The organism is Bacillus sp. AF23, from assembly GCF_020861455.1.
GTDB classification, from domain to species: Bacteria; Bacillota; Bacilli; order Bacillales; family Bacillaceae; genus Bacillus; species Bacillus halotolerans.
In genome coordinates, this window is sequence record NZ_JAJHVY010000027.1 from 1 (window position 1) to 22,433 (window position 22,433).

Genomic DNA, 22,433 nt, shown 5'->3' on the forward strand with positions numbered 1-22,433 from the left:
GAACCCGTGTTACCGCCGTGAAAGGGCGGTGTCTTAACCGCTTGACCAACGGGCCGATGGTTGAGAACTTATATCGCAATCTTATGGCGGAGAAGGAGGGATTTGAACCCTCGCGCCGCTTACGCGACCTACACCCTTAGCAGGGGCGCCTCTTCAGCCACTTGAGTACTTCTCCAAATATGGCTCCACAGGCAGGATTCGAACCTGCGACCGATCGGTTAACAGCCGATAGCTCTACCACTGAGCTACTGTGGAATAATGAGACAAGATTCATTGTATCAGACTTGTCATTAAGAGTCAAGAGGTAAATGTTTTTTATTATCTCTCGTGACGACTTTTATAATGTAACATAGGCTTGCCAGTTTCGTCAACATTTTTTACGAAAAAATTCTTTTTATTTTCCCGCGGCATTTTCCGCATCTGTATCTGTCAGGATTCATAGCGCGTCTCTTTATATACTGTTGGCCGCAAGCCGTACATATATACCTATATGTTTTTTTGCTTTCTGTTTTTTTCTTTAGAGGCGTACAAAAGCGGGGCGCATTGACTTGCTGGAGAAGCGCTCTGAAATCTTTGTCCCTGTGCTTGTATCCTTTTCCTTCAAGGTGAAGATGATAATGGCAGAGCTCGTGCTTAATAATGCCGATCAGTTCCTCCCTCCCATGCTCAATCAAATACTTTCTGTTCAATTCGATGTTATGAGAGGTTAACAGGTATCTTCCGCCGGTCGTTTTGAGTCTGTCGTTGAAAACAGCCTGATGGCGAAACGGCTTTTTGAAGTATGTGTTAGAAATATCCTCTGTAAGCTTTTGCAGCTCTTTGTTATCCATGGTGCACCTCACTAAAAAAACATTGAACGGGACAATTCACTGTTCGCATACAATAGGGTAATCACCGCCCTCTTATGATAAAAGCTGAGGAGGAATGAGCCTATGCCAAATTGGCTGAAAAAGCAGATGCAAAAAGCATTCCTTGAAAAAGATAATTACCAAATTAAACTGCTGAATCAATGCTGGTATTTTTATAGGAAAAAACACTGCTCGTAAGCAGTGCTTTTATTTTACCATAGACAGTGACACTCTGCCTTTTTGTACATCGACACCGTCAACCCAAACCGTCACGATGTCACCGACTGATACAACATCAAGCGGATGCTTGACGAATTGATTGCTGAGTTTTGAAATGTGCACAAGCCCGTCCTGTTTGACTCCGATATCAACAAACGCTCCGAAGTCCACTACATTGCGCACGGTGCCCTGCAGCTCCATTCCTTCTTTCAGATCCTCCAGCTGAAGAACGTCTGTTTTCAGCAGAGGCTTAGGCACCTCATCACGCGGATCACGTTCAGGTCTTGTCAGCTGTTCACAAATGTCTTTCAGCGTAATTTCACCGATTCCCAGCTCTTTTGCTGTTTCAGAAAGCTCAAGTTTGTTGATTTTATCCTTCAATTCCGCCGTACCGATCTGCTCTGTTGAAACACCAAGCTTTTTCAAAAGCGTTTTTGTTTCTTTATAGCTTTCCGGGTGGATTCCTGTTCTGTCCAGAGGCTCTGTCCCTTCCTGCACTCTTAAAAAGCCGATACATTGTTCATAGGTTTTCGCGCCGAGCCTTGGAATATCCTTCAGTTCTTTTCGATTCGAAAATTTACCGAGCTTTTCCCGCTTTTTAACGATATTGCCCGCTACGGATTTCGATAATCCCGCTACATACTGAAGCAGCGCGGCGGAAGCTGTGTTGACATTTACTCCCACCTGGTTTACGACTGTCTCGACGACAAAGCGCAGGGATTCATTTAAGCGTTTTTGGCTGACGTCATGCTGATACTGCCCTACTCCTACAGATTTCGGGTCAATTTTGACGAGTTCCGCAAGCGGATCTTGAAGTCTCCGTGCGATGGATACTGCACTGCGTTCCTCGACCTGAAGCTCAGGGAATTCTTCTCTTGCAAGCTCAGAAGCCGAATAGACGCTTGCCCCTGCTTCATTGACAATCACATAATAAATATCACGCGGCGTTTCCTTCAGCACTTCCACAATGAATTGCTCTGTCTCCCTGGAGGCCGTGCCGTTTCCAATCGCCACCATTTCCACTTGATACTCTTCAAGAATCGCTTTCACTTTCTCATGAGCTTCTTTCGTTTTTTTGACAGGTGCATGCGGGTAAATCACATCAATTTTTAAGACTTTCCCGGTTTCATCTGACACTGCCAGCTTACAGCCTGTTCGGAAAGCCGGATCTACACCGAGAACCGTCTTGCCTTTCATCGGCGGCTGAAGGAGAAGCTTTCTGAGGTTCTCAGAGAAAATATGAATCGCCTGTTCATCCGCTTTTTCCGACAGCTCTTTTCTGATTTCACGTTCAATGGCAGGCTGAATCAGTCTTTTGTAGCTGTCTTCAATCGTTTCCTGCAAGATTTCTTTTACAGACGTTGAACGGTTTTTGATGATTTGCTTTTCTAAATAAGCCTTAATGTGATCTGCTGGCGGTTCGATAGACACCTTTAAAATGTCTTCTTTTTCGCCGCGGTTCATGGCAAGCACTCTGTGCGGAACGACCTTTGCGATTGGCTCTTCATACTCGTAGTACATTTCGTACACGTTTTTTTCATCTGTTTCTGCTGATTTTCCGGCAGCTGACTTGATCGTTCCTTTTTTAAAGGTTTCCTGGCGAATCCATTTTCTGAAATTCGGTTCGTCTGAGATTTGTTCCGCAATAATGTGCTTGGCGCCTTCAATGGCTTCTTCTCTGGTAAACACTTCTTGTTCTTCACTGATATATTGGTCTGCTGTTTCTGCAAGGCGGTCATCTTGCGGAAGTGTCATGATATAGTCAGCAAGCGGCTCAAGACCTTTGCTTTTGGCGACTGTCGCTTTCGTTTTGCGCTTTTGTTTATACGGACGGTAGAGGTCTTCTACTTCCTGAAGTTTTACGGATTGGTCAATTTTGCGTTTTAATTCATCTGTTAGTTTATCCTGCTCGGTGATTAGCCTGATCACTTCTTCTTTTCGCTGATTCAGGTTTTGTATGTATTGCCATCGTTCAGAAATGGTCTGAATCTGAACCTCGTCCATTGAACCCGTCTGCTCTTTTCGATATCTGGCAATGAACGGAACTGTGTTGCCGTCCTCTAGCAGGCGGATGACGCTTTCAACATGTTTTTGTGATAAACCTATTTCTTTCGCAATTTGCTGTTTCAAAAGGGCTGACGTTTCCATGTAACCATAGCCTCCAATTTTGTCGTTCTTTCTCTAGTGTATCAAAAACAGAAAAAAACACATAAAAAAAGACAGCTGCCGCTGCCCGTATTTTTATTCATTTTTCAAGAGTTCCTGTAAGCCGCTTAGAAAGTTCTCTTTTATCATGGCTGCTTCAAAAAAAGATTGGTCAATCCGCTCGACAATCGGCAGAGCAGAGGTTACTCTTTCCTCTCCTGTTTCTGTTAATGACAGAAGAACTTCCCTTTTATCCTGAGGATTTTTGCTTCTTTGGATAAATCCCTTTTTCTCAAGCGTCCTCACAACCTCTGATACCATCATGATATTGGTCTGACTGAAGCCTGCGAGTTTTTTTTGCGTGACGGTTTCTCCATGAGCAATCATATACTTGCATGAGGTCAGGAGAACAAATTGAACGTGGGTAAGGTCATGCTCAGCCAATGCTTTCCCTACTTTCCGCTGCCAGCTTTGTGTGACCTGCCATAATAAAAAACCTGGACTTGTGTTCGGTCCGCTAAATTCAGAGTGCCATTTCACTTATATTACTCCCATCGCTTGTGATATTGTCAAAAAATCATTTTTGCTGATTTCAAAGTGCCCTCTTCGAAATAAAAGCCCGAGATGATTTGTTTCCTGAACAAATTCCAACTGAGATTTAATATCGTAAAAACCTATTTTTTCACACGGAAAGTAATCAATGTCTAACCGGTATGGGATAAAGTCCGGAGCCATTTGATATTGATAGACGTTTCCGCTCTTCACTTTTCCGATAGCGGTAAAACATCGTAGCAGCCTGCCGTCCGGATATGCATCTCGCGGAGAATAATAAATAAGCCAATCATTCTCTTTCATCCTGGCAAGAGGCGCTTTTTTACCGTGGCATACTTGGGCAAATCCGCCGGCGGTCCCTTTTAAAACATGCTGCTCTGACACGACGCCAATCCAATATTTTGTGTTCATTTTAGCATTCCTTTGCAAAGACGGACAAGGCAGTTGACTGACTCTGGGATGTCTTTAGACAGTTCCTGCCCGATTTTTTCTCCCCATTTTTTTGCTTCTGCACCTTCCAATACAACCCCATGAGTGATGTTTAGACCCTCTCGTCGCTTTTGCAGTACATGATAAAATTCCATTTTTACATTTGTATTCGGAAGGTGGGATATGACAGAAAATGATTGATGTTTCTCCACATGTTCAAGCCAAAATGGAACTGTATTTCCTCGCAAAAGCAATGCTCCTTCCGTTTCATTCTGAAACGGCCCTTTCAGAGAAGCTGATGTAATGCCCGCATCCCACTGTTTCCAGGATTCTGGGTGCTGATAATATTTCCAGATTTCTTCTGGTGCCGCATCTGATATTGCAGTGTATTCATATTTCCACATTTGTAATCCCCCTAAATAATAAATAATAAGTGCACTTATCAAGTATAATAAGTGTACTTACTAATAGTCAATCACAAAAAAAGAAGCCGGCTTTCCCAGCTTCTTTTTTCTGCTCTTCTAGGACAGCTGCCCAAGAATATATGTCAGATCGTCTTTTCTTGATGTCGTATACATTTTCAGTGAATTAGATATCTCTTCTACCGATTGGCCTTTTTTTAAGTGGGAGCGGATATCGGGTACGTTGAGTCCATCAGTATGTATAATGAACTTAGAACCCTTTTCATAGGTAGCGGTGTGCGTTTTGTATTTTTGCGGCTTGCCTGATAAATAGCCTGAAATCGGCAGAGGATAAAAGCTTTCACCAGACGGGGAATGAAGGATAAAACGTACATTTCCGACGGAGCAGTACGTAAACTGCCTTTGTTCAAAGTTGATTTTTAAGATAGAAGCTGTCGCCCCTCTTTTGTTTCTCATCGCCTGATTACAGCGTTCGATAATGCTTTGTACGTCTTCGTTCGCATAGTTTTCCACTAAGTCTTTGATTGCTGAAGAAGATTCGTTGGCAAGCGATCCGCTTCCAAGTCCGTCGGCTACCGCACAAATTAATTCTTTATCATCAGCTTTCATAAAAAAGCTGTCGCCGCAAATGGATTTTCCTTCTTTATTCAATTGGTATACAAGGGTTTGAATATGCTGGTTTTCTTCAACCTGGATCATTACATTAACTCCATGGAGGGATCTTCAATCAAGGCCTCTCTGAGCTTCTTCACAGCTTTGCGCTGCAGACGCGAGACGTGCATTTGAGATATACCGAGAATGTCCCCAGTTTCTTTTTGGCTTTTGTTTTGAATGTACGTTAGGTCTATGATTTGTTTTTCACGGTCTGAAAGGACATGAAGCACGCTTTGCAGCATCATTTGCTGGTTCACCCGTTCATATCCATCCTCCTGTGATCCGACGATATCGAGAATGGTAACAGTGCTTCCGTCCGCATCTGCTTCAATGCTGTGATCGACAGATAAGGCTTGATAGCTTTTGCCCATCTCCATGGTTTCAAGAACCTCTTCCTCTGATACATCGAGGAATTCAGCAATCTCTTCCACTTTCGGCGACCTTTGTGTTTCTGTCGTCAGCTGATCGACCGCCATTTTGATTCTCGGCCCCAGTTCTTTGATTCGTCTCGGAACATGAACGCTCCACGTCTTATCTCTAAGGAAACGTTTAATCTCCCCGATAATTGTCGGGATCGCAAAAGCTTCAAACGATTTGCCCACCACGGGATCGTAGCGTTTTATTGCGCCGAGAAGCCCGATCATGCCGACCTGGCGGAGATCTTCGTGGAAGCTTTTGCCCTTTGAGTATTTCTTCGCAAGCATATCAACCAGATTTGTATACACCTGCACAAGCGTTTCTTGCGCCTGTTCATCTTGTTTTGTTTGGTAATCGCTTATGAGCCGATCGACTTCATCCTTAGTTAGTTTCGTAGTTTTTGATGGTTGTGTCATGATCAACTCGCTCCCCATTTAAATACTTTGTCATCGCTACGGTGACGCCGGAGTTGTTTTGCACTCTGACTTCATCCATGAGCGTTTCCATTAAATATAGACCGAGCCCTCCTTCTGATAATTGATCGACTGTGTGTGAAGGTGTGTACGGCCCAAGATCCTGCTGCTTTTCATCAAAATCAAAGCTGTCGCCTTCATCCGCCACAATGACCTCTAAACGATCCTCGAACACACCGAATCGGATTGACACTTCCCCGTTTTTGTCTTCTTTATATGCGTGCTGAACCGCATTTGTACACGCTTCGCTCACTGCGATTTTCAAATCTTCAATTTCATCATACGTATAGCCCATTCTGCTTGCGACGCCTGACAGAGTCAGCCGTATAATTCCTACGTATTCAGGCTGAGCCGGCACTTTCATTTCGATGTAATCAGCTTTGTTCTTCATTGCACTCCACCTTCTGACTTTGCAGAAATATCAATGATGTCCTTTAGACCTGTAATTTCAAACAGACGGATCAGGCGGTCAGACAGATTTTCAAGCTTGAGCGAACCGCCTTGTTTTTTCACTGTTTTAAATACACCTACAAAGACGCCAAGCCCGGTACTGTCCATGTAGCTGACATCCTTCAGGCAAATCCTTAAATCAGCACCTTGTTCTGCCAGAGGAACGAGTTTTTCTCTGAGAACCGGAGCTGAATACACATCAATTTCTCCTGCAATGTTTACTTGTATATCATTCACATTCTGTCGCACATCAACATTTATATTCATTCATATCACCTCAAAGTATCCTTTAAATCATAGTTGTTGTATACCCTCGGCTGGCAATCGCTAAACCTTTCTTCTTAAAACAATTAACGTAAAATCATCGTGAAGCTGAAAATCCTGCAATTTGAGGAGGCTGTCATATATGTTTTTGACCATTTCCTGCGCAGAGCAACACATATGTTCCTCAATGAGCTTCTGTATATCGAGACGCTCCAAGAAACCGTTTTCCGTCCTGCATTCTGTAACGCCGTCAGAAAATAAAACAATCATATCTCCTTTTTTGAGATATTGGTCAAATTGCCTGTAGTCATAATCCTGCGAGATCCCGAGAACCAGCCCTTTAGCTTCTAAATCGTAAAATGCATTGTCTTTTTGAGAATAGTAGAATCCCGGTTCATGTCCCGCTGAAGCGTATGTAAATCGATGATTGTCCGTATTGTAATTGGCATAAAACATCGTAATAAACATACTGGCATCAACGTTTTGTTCAACAACGCGATTCAAGTTTTTCAGCACCTGTGAAGGGTGAATGCCCGTTTCCGGCAAAGAATCCATCGCGTATTTAATCATAGACATACATAAAGCTGCCGGAATTCCTTTGCCGATGACATCAGCAATGGCAATATTAATGGACTCTTTGTCTTTAACAAAATGGTAATAATCACCGCTCATCTGTTTGGCGGGCACACTGATCGCGCCAATGTCCAGCGCTTCTTCCTCCGGAATTTTTGTTCCCAGAAGCGTCTGCTGTACATTAGCTGCGATTTCAATTTCTGATTTAATTTCCTGCTGTATCCCCCTGAGGGTTTGATGCTCTTGATAAGCCATTCCATATCCAATCATGACTTCTATTAAAAAATCCAGCGAATGAAAAACATCTTCCGGGAGACTCGGATACAGCTCCTTCAGCACTTTTCGGTGAATACTGATGATTTCTTCCGGAGGAATTTGATGCTCGATTGTTTTTCGGCTGAATTTTTGGGCTTGATATAAAGATGTTTCTGTTAATTCGGCTATATATCGGCTAAGCAGCTGATGGTACCGCTGCTCAATAACCTCCCTAAAATCCACTTTCTAACCTCCTACCGAAGCCATTTTATGGCTTGTATCTCTGTTCCTTCCCCCGTTACGGAATTTAAGCTAAATTCATCCATCAGCCTTTTCACGCCGGGAAGTCCCGCTCCCAGTCCGCCTGACGTTGAAAACCCGTCTTCCATGACTTTTCGGATATCAGGAATTCCCGGCCCTTTGTCTTCCGCTATAATTTTCAGGCCCTTTTTTCCTCTGTCTGCGACCTGTTCAATTCCAATCTGCCCTTTGCCGGCATATAAATAAATGTTCCTGGCTAATTCTGATATAGCCGTTGTGATCCTTGCCTGGTCTACAGTGCCGAAACCCAGCTCTTTTGCAACGTTTCGTCCCAGCTGTCTGGCGGCCACGATATCCCATTCTGTCATGATCTTTACACAGGATTGGTCGTTCATTCGCTATTCCCCCAATTCCCGCTTCAATGTCTCAAGCCCTTGCTCTAAGTCGAGCGCCGTTTCGATTTCCTCAAGCGCGATTCCAAGTTCAATCAGCGTCACGGCAACGGCGGGCTGGATGCCTGTTAAGACAACTTTTGCGCCCATTAACTTAGACATTGTGATGACATCGCCCAGCACTTTGGCGATAAATGAATCAATCATGTCCACAGATGTCAGGTCAATGACGACCCCGTTGGCACCTGTTTCGTATATTTTATTTAATAAATCTTCTTGAAAGGTTAATGCTGTCTGGTCATCAAGTTCCCATTGAATGGACACTAATAAGCAATTATACAGTTTCAAGATCGGGATTTTTGGATGTCTCACAATGTTATTCCCCCAATGAAACGATTTTTCGATCCGTCATTTCCAATGCTGTTTGAATTCCTTTTTGCAGGGTATTCTTAGTAATAACTTGGGATAAATCAATGCCCAGATTGACGATGGTCTGAGCAATTTCCGGACGGATTCCGGCGAGCAGGCATTTCGCTCCGACAAGCCTTACCGCTTCAGACGCCTGAATAATATGATGGGCAACCATCGTATCGACGACAGGCACACCGGTAATATCGATCAGTACGACTTGGGAACGGTGTTTGACAACGCCGTTAAGCAGATTCTCCATAATTCGTTTTGCGCGTTCCGTATCGATCGTTCCGACCAGCGGCATGACCGTTATATTTTCAAAAACCGGGATCAGCGGCGCAGAAAGCTCCTGCAGTGCGATTTTTTGCAGGGATACTGTTTTTTCCCATGAGATGGAGTACTGATTAAAAATTTCTGTATTAATCGGACTGAAGAAGCGGTCAATCTGCCAGATTAATTCCGTACTCTCTTGATCTGGCAATCTCTTATCGTTCATCTTCGTGTAGAGACGCTTCCAGAATTCAGCAAGCGCCGTAGCCAGAAACTTCATAGAAAGTCCGATTTGGACGGCTCTCAGCGCCAGTTCGCTGATTTGGCTTTCAGCAGCGCTTTCATCATTAACAAATGAAAGCAGAATGTCGATATATTCTTTAGATATATTTTCATAAACTTGGTCAGTCAGCTGATATGATTCTTGTTCACTTAATTCTTTTAGTGTGTCAGTCCACAATTGAAGCAGTTCATTTTGATTCTCGGCTATGAACTGATAGACAGTCTGATTCGACATCAAATTCGCTTACCTCCCGATAAAAAACAACATATTTTTTCGTTATTCCACTATTATATCGTTAATGTTTTTTGAAAACAAAAAAAGTTGCTCTATTTGAGCAACTAGGTAAATATTACTAAAAATCAATGAGTGCCAAACTGATCTGTAAGGCTTCATCAACCTTATCCATCATTTCATCATCCAGATGAGTAATCTTATCCGTTAACCTTTGCTTGTCAATCGTCCGAATTTGCTCCAGCAAAATAACGGAATCTCTTTCAAAACCGTAGCGTTTTGCATCAATTTCGACGTGGGTTGGTAATTTCGCTTTCTGTATTTGGGCTGTTATGGCTGCAACAATAGCAGTTGGGCTGAAGCGATTTCCGATGTCATTTTGGATCACTAAAACCGGGCGCACCCCGCCTTGCTCTGAGCCAACAACAGGAGATAAATCAGCAAAATAAACATCGCCGCGTTTCACAATCAAATGATTATCCTCCGCTGACTAAGCGCTCAACTGTCGTTTCAGCCTCGCACTCCGCAAAGTGAGCCTCGGAAGAAATGTTCAGGTTGATTTTCGCCATTTCCATATAGCCGCGTCTCATCAAATCACGGTTGTGACGAGTTGTTCGTTCGCTGACATAGGCTCTCACTGCTTGTGATATCAGTTCGTTTCTGCTTCGTTTCTCCCGCATCGCTACACCATCCAATTCAGCTACTAGGTTTTCGGGCAAGCTGATTTTCATTTCGGTTCTTGCGCTGGATTCAGACAAAAAACATACACCTCCACCAAACTTACGGATACGACTCTTTTATCCATCCAGTGATAATGATACCATTATTCACTCTTCAAGCAAAGCTGTTTTAAAAATTCTATCGTGATATGAGCTATTCGCTTGCATTCCCCTGCAATAAAGGGTTTCTTACTTCCATTATACTCCCATTTTCCAAAAACATACGGGGAACGCGGGAACTTATTGTACAAGCCACCTCGTAGTTAATGGTTTCGAGCCTGCCTGCGACCTCATCCATGGAAATATATTCATCCCCCTGGCAGCCGATCAATGTGACTTTTGAGCCCGGCGGATATTCCTGATCCAGCTCCACCATAAATTGGTCCATGCAGATTCGGCCGGCGATTTTCAGCCGTTTTCCTTTCACGAGTATCTCTGTTCCCTTCAATTGGCGGAGCCAGCCGTCCGCATAGCCAACGGGCACCGTTCCGATCCATGTGTCTTTTCCCGCTGTGTATTCCGCCCCGTAGCTGACACTTTCCCCTTTATGTACCTTTTTGACATGCGACAGGGTCGAATGCAGGGTGAATGCGGGACGCAGTTTAAACGGGATTTCATCGGTAATTTCCGCTGACGGACGCAATCCGTACATGCCGATGCCAAATCTGACCGCGTTAAAAAAGCCTTTTTTCAGACGCAGGCCGGCGGCGCTGTTGGCGCAGTGAACCATCAGTTTCTTTAAAGGCAGAGGAGCAATCAATTCTTTAAAGCGTTCAAACTGCGTCAGAAAGTAGTCTCTTTGTTTTTCATCGGCAGTCGCAAAATGAGTGAAGACCCCTTTGCATTTTAAGCATGGGTTGCGCTCCAGAATTTTCATCACGTGATGAATCTCTTCTTCTGTTTTCACACCGAGCCTGTTCATTCCCGTATCGACTTTCAGATGAAAATGAAGGGAAGCTTTCTTGAGGTGGCGCGCGGCTTCCTGAAGCCATTCAACAGAATAACCCGTTAACGTCACGTCGTATTCCGCCGCGATTCTCACATACTCCGGAGGAACCGCGCCGAGCACCAATATAGGCGCTTTCAGGCCCCGCTGGCGAAGAGAAATCGCTTCATCCAAGATCGCCACGGCTAAGCATGAAGCACCTGACTCAAGAGCCGCCTTCGCTACTTCTGCATCCCCATGTCCGTAGGCATTTGCTTTCACAACCGCCATCAGGTGGACATGTTCACCGATGTGTTTTTTCATATTACTGACATTTTCTTTAATCGCGGACAGGTCAATTTCCGCCCACGTGTCTCTGTAAAAAGGTTTTGTGCTCATTTATGACACTTCCTAGCGTTTATTCAATATCATTTACATATCATACTAAAATTATAGAGCAAAGTGAAATTCTGCCTGACGAAAAAAAGGCCAAATTTGATTCGGCCTTTAGGAGATTATTTGGATGATTGTCCCTTCATGCTTTTGGCGACTGTCACCATCTCCTCTTGTGAAAGATCTTTAGATGACAGAAGATAATCCACGCCTTCGTAAGTCCATGTTAGCGAAGCATCTGACAAAGCGCCGATTGTGTAGCCGAGATTAACCGGTTCCGCGTTCAGCGTGACTGAGGAGGACGCTTTCGCAACCTGGGCTTTTTCCTGAATTAAGGTGAACGATTTTTCTCCGCCGTAAGTCATGATGACACGCTTGCCATCTTCCGTTGAAATATCTTTTTCCTCAAGCAGTTTTACGCCTAGCGGCAGTTCAAGCGGCGTTTTGACGGCAAAAGAGTCGGAAGGCTTCGCGCTAGTGGCGACATCCATTTGAGAAAGGGTCATATTTTTCTTTTCATCAAAGGACTCTTTGTCGAATTGCTTATTGAATTGGAAGCTGCTGAACTCTACTTTCACCATCACTTTTCGGTCGGTATCCATGACTTTGACAGATAGCGGGCTCATGTCCTTCTTGTTAAATGTGATTTCTTGTGTCGGAAGCATTTTGTTATGCTGATAGTTCGTTTTTGTTTCAAATACGTATTCTGATTCTTTTGAAGTGAAGACTGCATCCGAATCGTTTTGAATATCCTTTACAAGCGATTCAAACAAATAGACTTGGCTGCTGTTGTTTGGCCAGTCGCTTTGAAACCTGAAGCTCTTATTTAAAGACGGTGTGAGAACAAATACTCCGTTTTCATTTCGTAAAATGACTTGGTTTTGGTCCTTTTTCGGATTTTCCAGATAGACCCGGTACAGAGACGGTTTTTTATGCCAGATTTCCACATTGTATACTTGCGGGTCACTCCCTGTCTCAATGGTCATTTTTGCTTTTGCTTTGTACGAGGTATATTCTTTCGCCTTCTCGTCCAGCCCGGTAACGACATCTTCCTGTGATTTTTGTCCGCAGGCAGAAAGAATAAGGACAGCCAGCAGTCCCGTTAAAAGCAAAACAAAGCTTTTTCTCACCTTTTTCAACCCCTTTTTCTCAATTGATGTAAAAGGAAGAAATCGCTTGTTTGACTTTAACGGTACGCTCGGTACACGGTTAAACAGAACAGAGGCGTACCATAAAAGCCTCAAACAACTCGTCTCCCTTAATGCATTATCAAATATATGAGAGGGGTGTCCCTAATATGCAGACTAGCTTGACAACCTTTCAATGACAACCTGTGCAGCCGCATATTCCTTCGTATGAGTGATTGACACATGAACAGCGGCTTGGATCAGCTTTGCGCAAACAATAAAAGGCTTGCCATTCGAATCTTTTGTCACTTCAATGTCTTGAAAACTTAGATTCTTGCCTATTCCTGTGCCGAATGCTTTCGAAAAAGCTTCTTTTGCCGCAAATCTTCCTGCGAGAAATTCAATTTTTCTTTTCTCAGAAAGCTCATGATACTGAGCAAGTTCGCCGCCTGTTAAAATACGCTCGGCAAATCGTTTCTGGCGGTCGGCCATTGCAGCGATCCGCTTAAGCTCCACGATGTCTAATCCTATACCGTAAATCATGTTTTACACCCTCCTTTGCGCTTGTACTATTTGAATGGTTTGTCTCATAAACGTGTTACTATAGAAATACCAAAATGATGAAATGGGGCTCGGCATGTTTATACGGACTGAAAACTTTCAAACCTTTATCAGGCTTTATCCCGTTGTCACCTTTATATTGGCTGCTCAAGCCGCTCTCTGGCTGTTCTTTTCACTTCCTGTTCCTTCAGTCGTGTTGTGGAGAGACGCTGTCACAGGCTATAACCTTGGCGTCGCTAACGGTGAATGGTGGCGGCTGGTCACGCCGATTTTCCTTCACGCAGGGTTTACCCATCTGCTGTTTAATTCAATGTCCATCTTTTTATTTGCGCCGGCTCTGGAACGAATGCTCGGAAAAGCGCGTTTCCTTCTTGTGTATGCAGGATCCGGAATGATCGGAAACATCGGCACGTATTTTACAGAACCGCTTGATTATGTGCATGTCGGAGCTTCCGGCGCGATCTTCGGGCTGTTCGGCGTTTATCTGTTTATGGTTCTTTATCGTAAAGAGCTGATCGGGCAGGACAACTCCAAAATGATTATCACATTGCTTGCCTTTGCCGTTCTCATGTCGTTTATCAACTCCAATATTAACATGATGGCCCACCTGTTTGGACTTTGCGGCGGGTTTCTCCTGTCTTTTTTATGTGTGCAAAAAAAAGAGCGGCGGTATTAACCGTCCGCTTTTTCATATGAGTACCAGTTTAAAATGAAATCTGCATCCTCTTCTCCCACATCTCTCACCGTTAATTCTTCCATATGGCTTGACGATTTTACCGAGGTGGAAATGGTATACAGCTTCCCCTTCTTTTGAAAATAAGATTGGCTCGCTTTACATACCTGCATTCGCTTTCTCAACACAATTGCAGTCGTTCTGCCGATAAATCTCGATGTCAGTTGGAGACGGTCTCCGCTGATTACCCATGCCGCATCTTTATAAGCAAGATACCCGAAAAACAATTCAATCGGCAGCAGAACAATCGAGAGATAACCCCATGGCTGAAAGAAAATACACAGCGGAATGATGAAAAAGATGGAGAAAATGGTTGAGCGGAATAAGTACCGCTTCAATGCGCGCCGCGGCAGATGGCGGCGATTTTCTTCCAGCGTGTATTCCGGCGTAAAAGTACGCAGCATGCCGGGAAGCTTTTTTTTGTGAATCATCGGAAACAGAATGGTCGAAGCGCCCTCTGCTTTTTCCGGGTCTCCTCCTCCGCCCGCGCTGACGATTGACACCGTCGCAAAACCGAAAAGCTGGCGGATGATGTTTTCTTTTATTTTGATGGCTTGTATTTTGCGAAGCGGTATGGTGACTTGGTGTTTTTCAATAATACCCCTTGAAATCACCAATTCCTGCTCTTTTTTAACGATTTGAAAGTTAGCATATTTAAACATCATGCCGGCTATGCTGAGAATCCAGGTGATAAACAAACCAATAAATATAAGCACGGCGTATATGCCTATGTTGGCGTGCTGCAGAAAGGAGAATTTTTTGAAGAGCCAATCCATCGGCAGCACCTCATCCAGCTGAGAAATGAGCGCAAATACAGCAGAAATAATCACGCCGATTCCTCCGGAAGTTGAAGCGGCCATAAGTAATTCTTTTGCATTCATGCTGTATTTCACCTGCGGCCCTGCATCCGGGAGCGCCTCTTTATCTCCTGACAGGCCTTCATCGGTATCGATTGGATTTCTTTCTGCTTTTTTCTTAAATACGGCTTCTTTGATTCTCTCAGCTTCTTCAACTGAAATAGCCGACAATACCGCTTCCGCCTCTTTGCCGCCGCCAGCCGTTTCAATTTGCAGTTTGACAAGCTTGAAAATTTGCTGGACCACACCCGCACTCGTATTCATCGATTGAATCCGATCAATCGATATATACCTCTTTTTCGTCACAAACAAGCCTTCCTCGATTCTGAATTCATCATCTTCGATTCGATAGGAAAACTTTCTCCATTTGATGATGCTTGCCGCTACGAGCCAGATGAACAAAACGCCGAGCGCGATGGCTCCGTAAAAACGGACAGTATGATTTGAGTTAACGATATACACAAAAAAGAATGGCAGAATAATATTTTTTATCGTTTGAATAATGGTATGGGATAAATTCAAAATGACTGCCGCCGGGTGAAGGCGTTTCGGTTCAGACATCATCGTCAGTCACCCTTGCCAGGCGCGAAATGGAGTCTCTCAGCTGATCCGCTTCCTCTATCTCTAAAGCAGGAATCGAATGCACAGTTGCCGCCGTGAAGATTTTCACTGTTGCCAGATTGTATTTTCTTAATAACGGCCCTTGCGAGGTGTCTACGTGCTGAACCCTGACCATCGGCACGATCACGCGTGTCACAACAAAGATACCTGATTGAATATCTATTTCGTTTTCATGAACTTCATAACGCCACACTTTGTGCCGGATCTTTGGAATCAGATAAATCGTCACAACCGAACCCAGCAGCCAAACTGCGCCGAGCACGCCGCTAATCCAGTACGGCCAATGGAAAAAATAACTTAACACTGCAACTGCTATGACAATAAGCAAGCAGACAGCGGATATGATTATCTCTTGAAGTCGCCAAACCTTTAATCCGTCTGGACTGATTTGGTTTTTGGGCTGCTTTCTCAAAATACCTACCTCCCGTTTTTCTCATCGTTACTTATACGCGCTTATGCAGAAAAAGTTTCATCTTTAAGCATACATAGAAAAAACGGTGCCGTCAGCTGAAAGTTTGCTTAATGGCCATGAATTTTTGAACATAAAAAAAGCCCAAAACAACTCATGTTTTAGGCTCTTAAATTCTTTACAGAATTAGTATGATTTTTTCTGGCGTCTGTCACCTGAAGAACGGCGATCGTTTGAACGCTTTTTATCATAGGAAGAACGGTTGCTGCTTTTCCCTTTACCGCCGCGGTAGCCGCCGCCTTGTCCGTCTCTGCGTTTGGAAGTGCGTTGGTTTTTGTAGCGTTTGCCGATCATCGGCGCTTCGTCTGTTAAGCGAACTGGTGTGCTATCCGGCTCTTTTGTAGCCATTTTGATAGCCGCTGCAACCACTGTCACTGCATCATGATCTTCAAGCAGCTCAGCTGCCGCTGTCATGTAGAAGTTCAAGTTGTTTTCGCTGATTGTCGTACGAAGACGATCAACTGTAACCTGCTGCTGGCCTTCTAACGCTTCATCAAGTGTCGGCTCTTTCATGCGGTCCATTTTGCGTTTCGTTGTTTGTTCAATTGCGCGAAGCATGCTTATCTCACGCGGTGTGATAAACGTCATCGCCATACCTGTTTTACCTGCGCGGCCTGTTCTTCCGATACGGTGAACATAGCTTTCAGGATCTTGAGGCACGTCGAAGTTGTACACGTGTGTAACACCTGAGATATCGAGTCCGCGAGCTGCAACATCAGTTGCAACAAGTACTTCGATTGCACCTTCTTTAAATTTGCGAAGCGCAACCATACGTTTCGCCTGCGTTAAATCACCATGAATTCCTTCAGCTGCATATCCGCGAAGGTTCAGGGCTTCTGCCAGTTCATCAACACGGCGTTTTGTACGTCCGAATACAATCGCAAGCTCAGGAGACTGAATGTCAAGAAGACGAGTCAATGTGTCGAACTTTTTACGCTCCTGCACTTCCAAATAGAACTGCTGAATGTTAGAAACAGTCATTTCTTTTGCTTTTACTTTTACGTGTTCAGGCTCAGTCATAAAACGCTCTGCAATGCGTTTGATCGGCGCTGGCATTGTAGCTGAGAACAGAAGCGTCTGATGCTCGCTCGGCACATTTGAAAGAATAGATTCGATGTCGTCGATGAATCCCATATTCAGCATTTCATCCGCTTCATCCATTACAACTGTATTTACATTGTTTAAACGAATCGTGCGGCGGTTAATGTGGTCAAGAAGACGTCCCGGTGTTCCGACAATGATATGCGGATTTTTCTTTAACGCCCGGATTTGTCGTCCAATATCCTGCCCACCGTAAATAGGAAGAACTTTCGCACGTTTATCTTGTCCGATTTTATATAATTCTTCAGATACTTGAATGGCTAATTCACGGGTTGGTGCGATTACGATTGCTTGAATATTAGGAGACTCGGGGTTAATTTTCTCAACAAGGGGTATACCAAACGCAGCTGTTTTACCTGTACCTGTTTGCGCTTGTCCAATGACATCTTTATTTGAAAGTCCGAGCGGAATCGTTTGTGCCTGAATCGGCGTTGCTTCTTCAAATCCCATACGGTTAATTGCCTTCATGAGATCAGAACTTAATTGAAAATCTTGAAACGTTATAGTCAAATTATTCAAACTCCTTCTAATTGCTGTTTCAGTAATGTCGTGATTTACCACTTAAAAACTGCCCTCCATGGAAAAAGGACAGGATCCTTACGTATACAAAGCCCGAATTACTTTAAGTTTTATCTTACCATTACACTACTTGTTTTTCAATAACGCGGTAAGCAGATCAGCATTTTGAATGCGCTCGCTGACCTGCTAACCAAATATGCCGGACGATGCCCAATCCCGCTCCTTGTGTCCGCGGAAAACCTAAGGTCAGCGGATGGCGGTCCGTACACATATTTTCGTATCGCGAAATAAACCTGTCATTATTGTACCATAGCCTCAGCCGGTCATACATAAATTATTTCGGGCCGGCATACATTAGTGTCTGCACATCATTTTTATTTTATGATTGCAATCTGCTTTTTTTCGCAGGATTTTTTAAGAAAACGGGCTCTCCATTAAATCTTTAACGATTTCTTCAAGCTTCATACCTCTTGACGCCTTGAATAAAACCAAATCTCCTTTTGAGGCTTTATTCTTCAGGGCTTGAGTGAGATCTTTTTTGTCGCTGAAGTGGCTGATGCGTTCTTCTCTAAAATGTTCCATCGCACCTTCGGCGATAAATGCCCCCAGTTTTCCATACGTAAAGACGTGGTCAATTTTGTCCGGGCTGATCACAGCGCCGCATTCTTTATGAAACGTTTCTTCAAGATCTCCGAGTTCAAGCATGTCTCCGAGCACGACTATTTTCTTCCCGTATCCTTCAAGGCTTTCTGTCAGTTGGATTGCAGCCTTCATCGACGTCGGGCTCGCGTTATAAGCGTCATTAATAATAGAAATGCCGCTGTCTGTTTTCATCAATTCAAGTCTCATGCCGGTGACCTTCAGGCCGCTTAATCCTTTTGCCGCATCCTCCGGCGTGATGCCGAAATAAGCCCCTGCGGCGATTGCCGCCATGGCGTTCATCACATTATGTTTGCCCAGAATAGGGATAAAAAACGTTTTTTCTATGCCTTTGATCGTAAAATAGGTTCCCGCTTCACTCTGGCTGACATCCTGCAGCTGATAATCGTTTTGCGCCCCAGTACCATACGTTTTTGTTTGGCAGCTGTAGTCTTTTTGCAAGAGCGGTTCGTCTCCGATATAAATCAGCACACCGTCTTCTTTCAGGCCGTTGATAATTTCCAGTTTCGCTTCCGCAATGCCTTCTCTTGAACCAAGATCCTGCATGTGGGATTCGCCGATATTCGTTATCACTGCCGCATCCGGATTTGCCAGGCGGCTCAGGAGGTCAATTTCTCCTTTTGCGCTCATTCCCATTTCCAGTACGGCAATTTCTGTATCTTCTGGCATCGCTAACACTGTAAGCGGCAGCCCGATATGGTTGTTGAAGTTTCCTCCTGTTTTATGGACGCGGTACCGCGTTTGCAGGACAGTGTGAATCATGTCTTTGGTCGTCGTTTTGCCGTTGCTTCCTGTTACTCCGATGACACGTGTGCCGAGCTCCTGTAAATAAGCTTTTGCAAGCTGCTGGAGCGCAGACAATGTATCTTCCACCAGAATCACAGCTTGATTCTCGGGCGGATTTGGTTCAGAGCGGTTCCACAGAACGGCAGACACACCAGCTTCAAAAGCCTGCGGCACAAAAGTGTGGCCGTTAAAATGCTCCCCTTTCAGCGGGATGAAAAGCTGATTGCTTTCCAGCTTTCTTGTATCTGTAGCAACTCCATGAATGACTGTATTTTCATATTGCGGGTTTGTCAGTGTGCCTTTGACCATTTCGGCAATTTTCTTTACGGTTCGCTTAATCAAGTAAGGTCCCTCTCTTTCTTTTGGTGATATACGGGAAAAGACACTGCCCTTTTACCGGCAGTGTCCGTCTTCATTTAGAATGTATGTTTGATCAATTGTTTTTCAGCGTGGCGTTCTTTAGCCAGCTCTACAAGCTGTTCAATGAGGTCAGCGTATTCAACTCCGGCTTCTTTCCAGAGAAGCGGGAACATGCTGAACGGTGTAAAACCAGGCATCGTGTTTACTTCATTGATCAGCACTTCGCCGTCAGCTGTCAGGAAAAAGTCCGCTCTGACAAGTCCTGAACCGTCAATTGATTTAAACGCTCTGATCGCCATGTCACTGATTTTCGCGTATTCCTCATCTGTTACAGTCGCAGGAATAATCAGGTCAGTGTCTCCATCCTCGTATTTTGCTTTGTAATCGTAGAAATCTGTCTTAGGTGCGATTTCTCCAACTGCAGAGCATTTAGGATCATCATTTCCGAGAACGCCGATTTCAATTTCGCGGCCGTTGATGCCTTCTTCGACTACGACTTTCCGGTCATATTGGAACGCCAGCTCAAACGCTTTTTGCAGTTCTTCACGGTTTCGGCATTTGCTGATTCCGACGCTTGAGCCAAGGTTGGCCGGCTTCACGAAGCAAGGGTAGCCCAGTTCTTGTTCTACTTGCTCGCAGCTTTCTTCCGGAGAACGAGTCCAGTCTTTTTTAAGGAAGGCTGTGTATTTCGCCTGTGCAAGGCCGGCTTGCGCAAACAAATGCTTCATGACAACTTTATCCATGCCAGCTGAGGAAGCGAGCACGCCGTTGCCGACATAAGGAATATTTAAAAGTTCAAGCATTCCCTGGATCGTTCCGTCCTCTCCGTTCGGGCCGTGCAGGAGCGGGAAGACGACATCAATTGCTTCATTTTGCTGTGACACTTCCTGCGGAAACATCTCCTGGTTGAGAGCAGATGGAGAAAAAGCAGTTCCGCCCTGCTCAAGCTGAAGCATTTTTACGTTGGAAACAGGCTCTGTTAAACGTGTGCCTCTTATCCATTCGCCTTTTTCAGTTATATAAATTGGATGTATATCAAACTTCTCAGTATTTAGCGCTTTTGTTACAGCCAGAGCTGTCTGAAGCGAAACATTATGTTCGGCTGACTTACCGCCGTACACTAATCCTAGACTTGTTTTCAATGGATACTCCCCCCACTACATTTCATCTTTACTATCTTATCACTTTCACAAGAAAATGATCTAATTATTTTTGGGCATGCTGAAGCTGAATGCATTTGTATGTAATTCCTTTTTATTTTATATTAAAATGGCATTGAAAAGGAGATGTGACAGATGAAAAAAATCACAACAAAAGAACAATTTAATGAATTGATTCAATCTGATAAAGAAATCATTGTAAAATTTTATGCTGATTGGTGCCCTGACTGCACACGCATGAATATGTTCATCGGCGATATTTTGGAAACGTACAATCAAAACGATTGGTACGAACTGAATAAGGACGAGCTTCCTGAACTGGCTGAAACATATCAGGTAATGGGTATTCCAAGCCTGCTCATTTTCAAAAACGGAGAAAAAACAGGCCATCTTCACAGCGCCAATGCCAAAACGCCTGAAGAAGTGACTGAATTCTTATCAGAACATATAAGCTAATTCGATAAGCAGCCCTATTTTATGTCGTCTGGCTCTACGTGAACATGAACATGAGTGACATCGTGTTCATGTTTTATTTTGTTTTCTACCTCATCTGCGACTCCATGGCCTTCCTCTACTGTCAGCTTCGGATCCACTGTAATGACCATCTCTATATGTACTGTGCTGCCCAAGTATCGCGCTTTCACGTCCTTAAGACGATGCACATTTTCTATCCGGCCGACAGTCTGTTTATAAGGTTCAAGATCTTTCAAGTGAAACCCGTCCGTTAATGAATGCGAAGCGTCTTTGAAGATATCCCAGGCTGTCTTGCAAATGATGATTCCGATAATAAAAGCCGTAACCGGATCTATCCAGGCCAGCTGCAGCTGGGACGAAAAAACACCGATAAACGCTCCGGCACTGACAAATGCGTCTGACCTGCTGTCCTTCGCCGCCGCCATAAGTGCAGAGCTTTTAATGGATGCTGCGAGCCTTTTGTTATATAAATAGATGCCGTACATAAACACTGCGCTGCCTAAAGCCGTCCACGCCGCGATAAGGCTTGGCGTTTCTGATGTGCCGCCCGCAATCGCTTTTCCTCCGCCAATTAACACTTCAATTCCAACAGCCATCATAATAAAAGACGCAATAAGGGACGAAATTGTTTCAGCCCGATAATGGCCATATGGGTGGTCACTGTCAGCCGGCCTTTGGGAAATACGCAGTCCGATCAGCACCGCGATCGACGCCACAATATCTGTCCCATTGTTTAACCCGTCTGCTCTCAGCGCTTCAGAATGATACAGTATTCCGATTGTCAGCTTCACAGCAGCAAGAATGATATATGCCAAAATATTGAGGAGTGCTCCTTTTTCTCCCTTTTTAAGATTATCTGTCCTCCCCATTGAATACCAGCCTCCATTCTATTACATAGTATGGTTAAAAACATGAAAAATAGCAGCAGCGGTTCTCAACGGGGAGGGAAATTTCGACAGCAAATTATTGCCCGGGAAACTTTTTGTCGATATGTTGAAGGTTTGCTTACTTACGAAAGAATAGGACTGTTTTCACCTTTACAGGCTGTGGCGGACATTGTATACTGGGGTTAATTGATAATGATTATCAATATCGTTTGATTGGAGGTTGGTGACACAATGACACCTCAGTCTGCAGAAATCAGAAAAAAGCATCTCATTCATCTGTTAATACAGAATGGTATATACAAAAAGGCAAAGCGTCATTTGTATGAATTGTCGCTGATGGAGCTGGAAAGAGAATACAAAACATTGTCAGGAGGCGCCAGGGCATGCCAAAGCGTAAAATAAAAACCTACCAACAGCTGATCCAGGAAAACAAAGAGGCGATCATGGGCAATCCAAAGCTGATGAACGTCATTTACGACAGAATTGACCGCAAGCATCAGAAGAATCTTCAGGAACAAAACAATACATAAAA

The 22,433-nt window shown here is 44.1% G+C and carries 27 protein-coding genes, 2 tRNA genes and 2 pseudogenes; 5 read left to right on the forward strand and 26 right to left on the reverse strand.

Annotation, left to right across the window (positions count from 1 at the left end; genetic code table 11):
• Window positions 1-84: 84 nt before the first annotated feature.
• The 3 genes from LNN34_RS13735 to LNN34_RS13745 all read right to left on the reverse strand — a co-directional run bounded on the left by LNN34_RS13735 (window position 85) and on the right by LNN34_RS13745 (window position 830).
• Window positions 85-175: transfer RNA gene (locus LNN34_RS13735), tRNA-Ser, on the reverse strand.
• A 5-nt stretch (window positions 176-180) separates the two neighbouring features.
• Window positions 181-255: transfer RNA gene (locus tag LNN34_RS13740), tRNA-Asn, on the reverse strand.
• Between the two features lie 122 nt (window positions 256-377).
• Window positions 378-830, reverse strand: a complete 453-nt coding sequence (locus tag LNN34_RS13745) for a SprT family protein (RefSeq protein WP_059291906.1) — start codon at window positions 828-830, stop codon at window positions 378-380.
• Between the two features lie 102 nt (window positions 831-932).
• Here LNN34_RS13745 and cmpA point away from each other — a divergent pair, with 102 nt between their 5' ends.
• Complete coding sequence (gene cmpA, locus LNN34_RS13750) at window positions 933-1,046, forward strand: cortex morphogenetic protein CmpA (RefSeq protein ID WP_003225207.1); 114 nt, start codon at window positions 933-935, stop codon at window positions 1,044-1,046.
• A 9-nt stretch (window positions 1,047-1,055) separates the two neighbouring features.
• On the opposite strand, the gene LNN34_RS13755 is transcribed toward cmpA, so the two are convergent.
• The 17 genes and pseudogenes from LNN34_RS13755 to acpS form a co-directional block, all read right to left on the reverse strand.
• Window positions 1,056-3,215 (reverse strand): Tex family protein, encoded by a 2,160-nt coding sequence (locus LNN34_RS13755; RefSeq protein WP_229043655.1) that lies wholly within the window; start codon window positions 3,213-3,215, stop codon window positions 1,056-1,058.
• A 93-nt stretch (window positions 3,216-3,308) separates the two neighbouring features.
• Window positions 3,309-3,752 carry a MarR family winged helix-turn-helix transcriptional regulator gene (locus tag LNN34_RS13760; protein ID WP_024120305.1) on the reverse strand — a complete coding sequence of 148 codons (444 nt, stop codon included), beginning with the start codon at window positions 3,750-3,752 and terminating at the stop codon, window positions 3,309-3,311.
• Window positions 3,736-4,175: pseudogene (locus LNN34_RS13765) on the reverse strand (EVE domain-containing protein). Before LNN34_RS13765 ends, LNN34_RS13760 begins: the two are co-directional and overlap by 17 nt.
• Complete coding sequence (locus LNN34_RS13770; RefSeq protein WP_199398634.1) at window positions 4,172-4,597, reverse strand: hypothetical protein; 426 nt, start codon at window positions 4,595-4,597, stop codon at window positions 4,172-4,174. Before LNN34_RS13770 ends, LNN34_RS13765 begins: the two are co-directional and overlap by 4 nt.
• A gap of 117 nt (window positions 4,598-4,714) precedes the next feature.
• Window positions 4,715-5,314, reverse strand: coding sequence for a phosphoserine phosphatase RsbX (rsbX, locus tag LNN34_RS13775; RefSeq protein WP_044161719.1), 600 nt, complete (start codon window positions 5,312-5,314; stop codon window positions 4,715-4,717).
• Window positions 5,314-6,102, reverse strand: a complete 789-nt coding sequence (gene sigB / locus LNN34_RS13780; RefSeq protein ID WP_024120303.1) for an RNA polymerase sigma factor SigB — start codon at window positions 6,100-6,102, stop codon at window positions 5,314-5,316. Before sigB ends, rsbX begins: the two co-directional genes overlap by 1 nt.
• The gene (gene rsbW / locus LNN34_RS13785; protein WP_024120302.1) at window positions 6,068-6,550 is read right to left on the reverse strand and encodes an anti-sigma B factor RsbW; all 483 of its coding nucleotides are present in this window, start codon (window positions 6,548-6,550) and stop codon (window positions 6,068-6,070) included. The genes sigB and rsbW overlap by 35 nt, the downstream gene beginning before the upstream one ends.
• Window positions 6,547-6,876: an anti-sigma factor antagonist RsbV gene (rsbV, locus tag LNN34_RS13790; RefSeq protein ID WP_024120301.1), complete on the reverse strand. Its 330-nt coding sequence runs from the start codon at window positions 6,874-6,876 to the stop codon at window positions 6,547-6,549. Before rsbV ends, rsbW begins: the two co-directional genes overlap by 4 nt.
• A gap of 60 nt (window positions 6,877-6,936) precedes the next feature.
• Window positions 6,937-7,944, reverse strand: a complete 1,008-nt coding sequence (gene rsbU / locus LNN34_RS13795) for a phosphoserine phosphatase RsbU (protein ID WP_229043656.1) — start codon at window positions 7,942-7,944, stop codon at window positions 6,937-6,939.
• Window positions 7,945-7,955: 11 nt separating this feature from the next.
• A complete protein-coding gene (gene rsbT / locus LNN34_RS13800) occupies window positions 7,956-8,357 on the reverse strand; it encodes a serine/threonine-protein kinase RsbT (RefSeq protein ID WP_024714447.1) in 402 nt (133 codons plus the stop codon).
• A gap of 3 nt (window positions 8,358-8,360) precedes the next feature.
• Complete coding sequence (gene rsbS / locus LNN34_RS13805; protein WP_003225190.1) at window positions 8,361-8,726, reverse strand: RsbT antagonist protein RsbS; 366 nt, start codon at window positions 8,724-8,726, stop codon at window positions 8,361-8,363.
• A gap of 4 nt (window positions 8,727-8,730) precedes the next feature.
• The gene (gene rsbRA, locus LNN34_RS13810; protein WP_082687807.1) at window positions 8,731-9,555 is read right to left on the reverse strand and encodes an RsbT co-antagonist protein RsbRA; all 825 of its coding nucleotides are present in this window, start codon (window positions 9,553-9,555) and stop codon (window positions 8,731-8,733) included.
• Between the two features lie 115 nt (window positions 9,556-9,670).
• A complete protein-coding gene (gene ndoA, locus LNN34_RS13815) occupies window positions 9,671-10,021 on the reverse strand; it encodes a type II toxin-antitoxin system endoribonuclease NdoA (protein WP_003156187.1) in 351 nt (116 codons plus the stop codon).
• Between the two features lie 4 nt (window positions 10,022-10,025).
• Complete coding sequence (endB, locus tag LNN34_RS13820; RefSeq protein WP_003225183.1) at window positions 10,026-10,307, reverse strand: type II toxin-antitoxin system antitoxin EndoAI; 282 nt, start codon at window positions 10,305-10,307, stop codon at window positions 10,026-10,028.
• 115 nt (window positions 10,308-10,422) lie between these two features.
• On the reverse strand, window positions 10,423-11,592 hold the full coding sequence (gene alr / locus LNN34_RS13825; RefSeq protein WP_229043657.1) for an alanine racemase: 1,170 nt from the start codon (window positions 11,590-11,592) through the stop codon (window positions 10,423-10,425).
• 116 nt (window positions 11,593-11,708) lie between these two features.
• A complete protein-coding gene (locus tag LNN34_RS13830; protein WP_082687822.1) occupies window positions 11,709-12,725 on the reverse strand; it encodes a LolA family protein in 1,017 nt (338 codons plus the stop codon).
• A gap of 165 nt (window positions 12,726-12,890) precedes the next feature.
• Window positions 12,891-13,256 carry a holo-ACP synthase gene (gene acpS, locus LNN34_RS13835; protein WP_229043658.1) on the reverse strand — a complete coding sequence of 122 codons (366 nt, stop codon included), beginning with the start codon at window positions 13,254-13,256 and terminating at the stop codon, window positions 12,891-12,893.
• 94 nt (window positions 13,257-13,350) lie between these two features.
• Between acpS and LNN34_RS13840 the strand changes: the two genes are divergently transcribed.
• Entirely contained in the window at window positions 13,351-13,950 is a 600-nt protein-coding gene (locus tag LNN34_RS13840) for a rhomboid family intramembrane serine protease (RefSeq protein ID WP_044161737.1), read from the forward strand.
• Here the strand turns inward: LNN34_RS13840 and LNN34_RS13845 are convergent.
• From LNN34_RS13845 to LNN34_RS13865, 5 genes are all read right to left on the reverse strand, one after another.
• A complete protein-coding gene (locus LNN34_RS13845) occupies window positions 13,947-15,428 on the reverse strand; it encodes a PH domain-containing protein (protein WP_044161739.1) in 1,482 nt (493 codons plus the stop codon). The genes LNN34_RS13840 and LNN34_RS13845 overlap by 4 nt on opposite strands.
• Entirely contained in the window at window positions 15,418-15,897 is a 480-nt protein-coding gene (locus LNN34_RS13850; RefSeq protein ID WP_044161741.1) for a PH domain-containing protein, read from the reverse strand. The genes LNN34_RS13845 and LNN34_RS13850 overlap by 11 nt, the downstream gene beginning before the upstream one ends.
• Before the next feature lie 183 nt (window positions 15,898-16,080).
• Window positions 16,081-17,565 (reverse strand): degradosome RNA helicase CshA, encoded by a 1,485-nt coding sequence (gene cshA, locus LNN34_RS13855; RefSeq protein WP_229043659.1) that lies wholly within the window; start codon window positions 17,563-17,565, stop codon window positions 16,081-16,083.
• A gap of 423 nt (window positions 17,566-17,988) precedes the next feature.
• The gene (locus tag LNN34_RS13860; protein ID WP_044161744.1) at window positions 17,989-19,362 is read right to left on the reverse strand and encodes a UDP-N-acetylmuramoyl-tripeptide--D-alanyl-D-alanine ligase; all 1,374 of its coding nucleotides are present in this window, start codon (window positions 19,360-19,362) and stop codon (window positions 17,989-17,991) included.
• 74 nt (window positions 19,363-19,436) lie between these two features.
• On the reverse strand, window positions 19,437-20,522 hold the full coding sequence (locus LNN34_RS13865; protein WP_059334530.1) for a D-alanine--D-alanine ligase: 1,086 nt from the start codon (window positions 20,520-20,522) through the stop codon (window positions 19,437-19,439).
• A gap of 153 nt (window positions 20,523-20,675) precedes the next feature.
• On the opposite strand from LNN34_RS13865, the gene LNN34_RS13870 reads away from it, so the two are divergent.
• Window positions 20,676-20,996 (forward strand): thioredoxin family protein, encoded by a 321-nt coding sequence (locus tag LNN34_RS13870; RefSeq protein WP_010333104.1) that lies wholly within the window; start codon window positions 20,676-20,678, stop codon window positions 20,994-20,996.
• A 14-nt stretch (window positions 20,997-21,010) separates the two neighbouring features.
• Here LNN34_RS13870 and LNN34_RS13875 read toward each other — a convergent pair whose 3' ends face one another.
• A complete protein-coding gene (locus LNN34_RS13875; RefSeq protein WP_024120288.1) occupies window positions 21,011-21,883 on the reverse strand; it encodes a cation diffusion facilitator family transporter in 873 nt (290 codons plus the stop codon).
• Window positions 21,884-22,132: 249 nt separating this feature from the next.
• On the opposite strand from LNN34_RS13875, the pseudogene LNN34_RS13880 reads away from it, so the two are divergent.
• Window positions 22,133-22,298 (forward strand): annotated as a pseudogene (locus LNN34_RS13880) (Fur-regulated basic protein FbpA).
• Window positions 22,285-22,431 carry a Fur-regulated basic protein FbpB gene (gene fbpB, locus LNN34_RS13885; protein WP_010333101.1) on the forward strand — a complete coding sequence of 49 codons (147 nt, stop codon included), beginning with the start codon at window positions 22,285-22,287 and terminating at the stop codon, window positions 22,429-22,431. Before LNN34_RS13880 ends, fbpB begins: the two are co-directional and overlap by 14 nt.
• Window positions 22,432-22,433 lie beyond the last annotated feature (2 nt).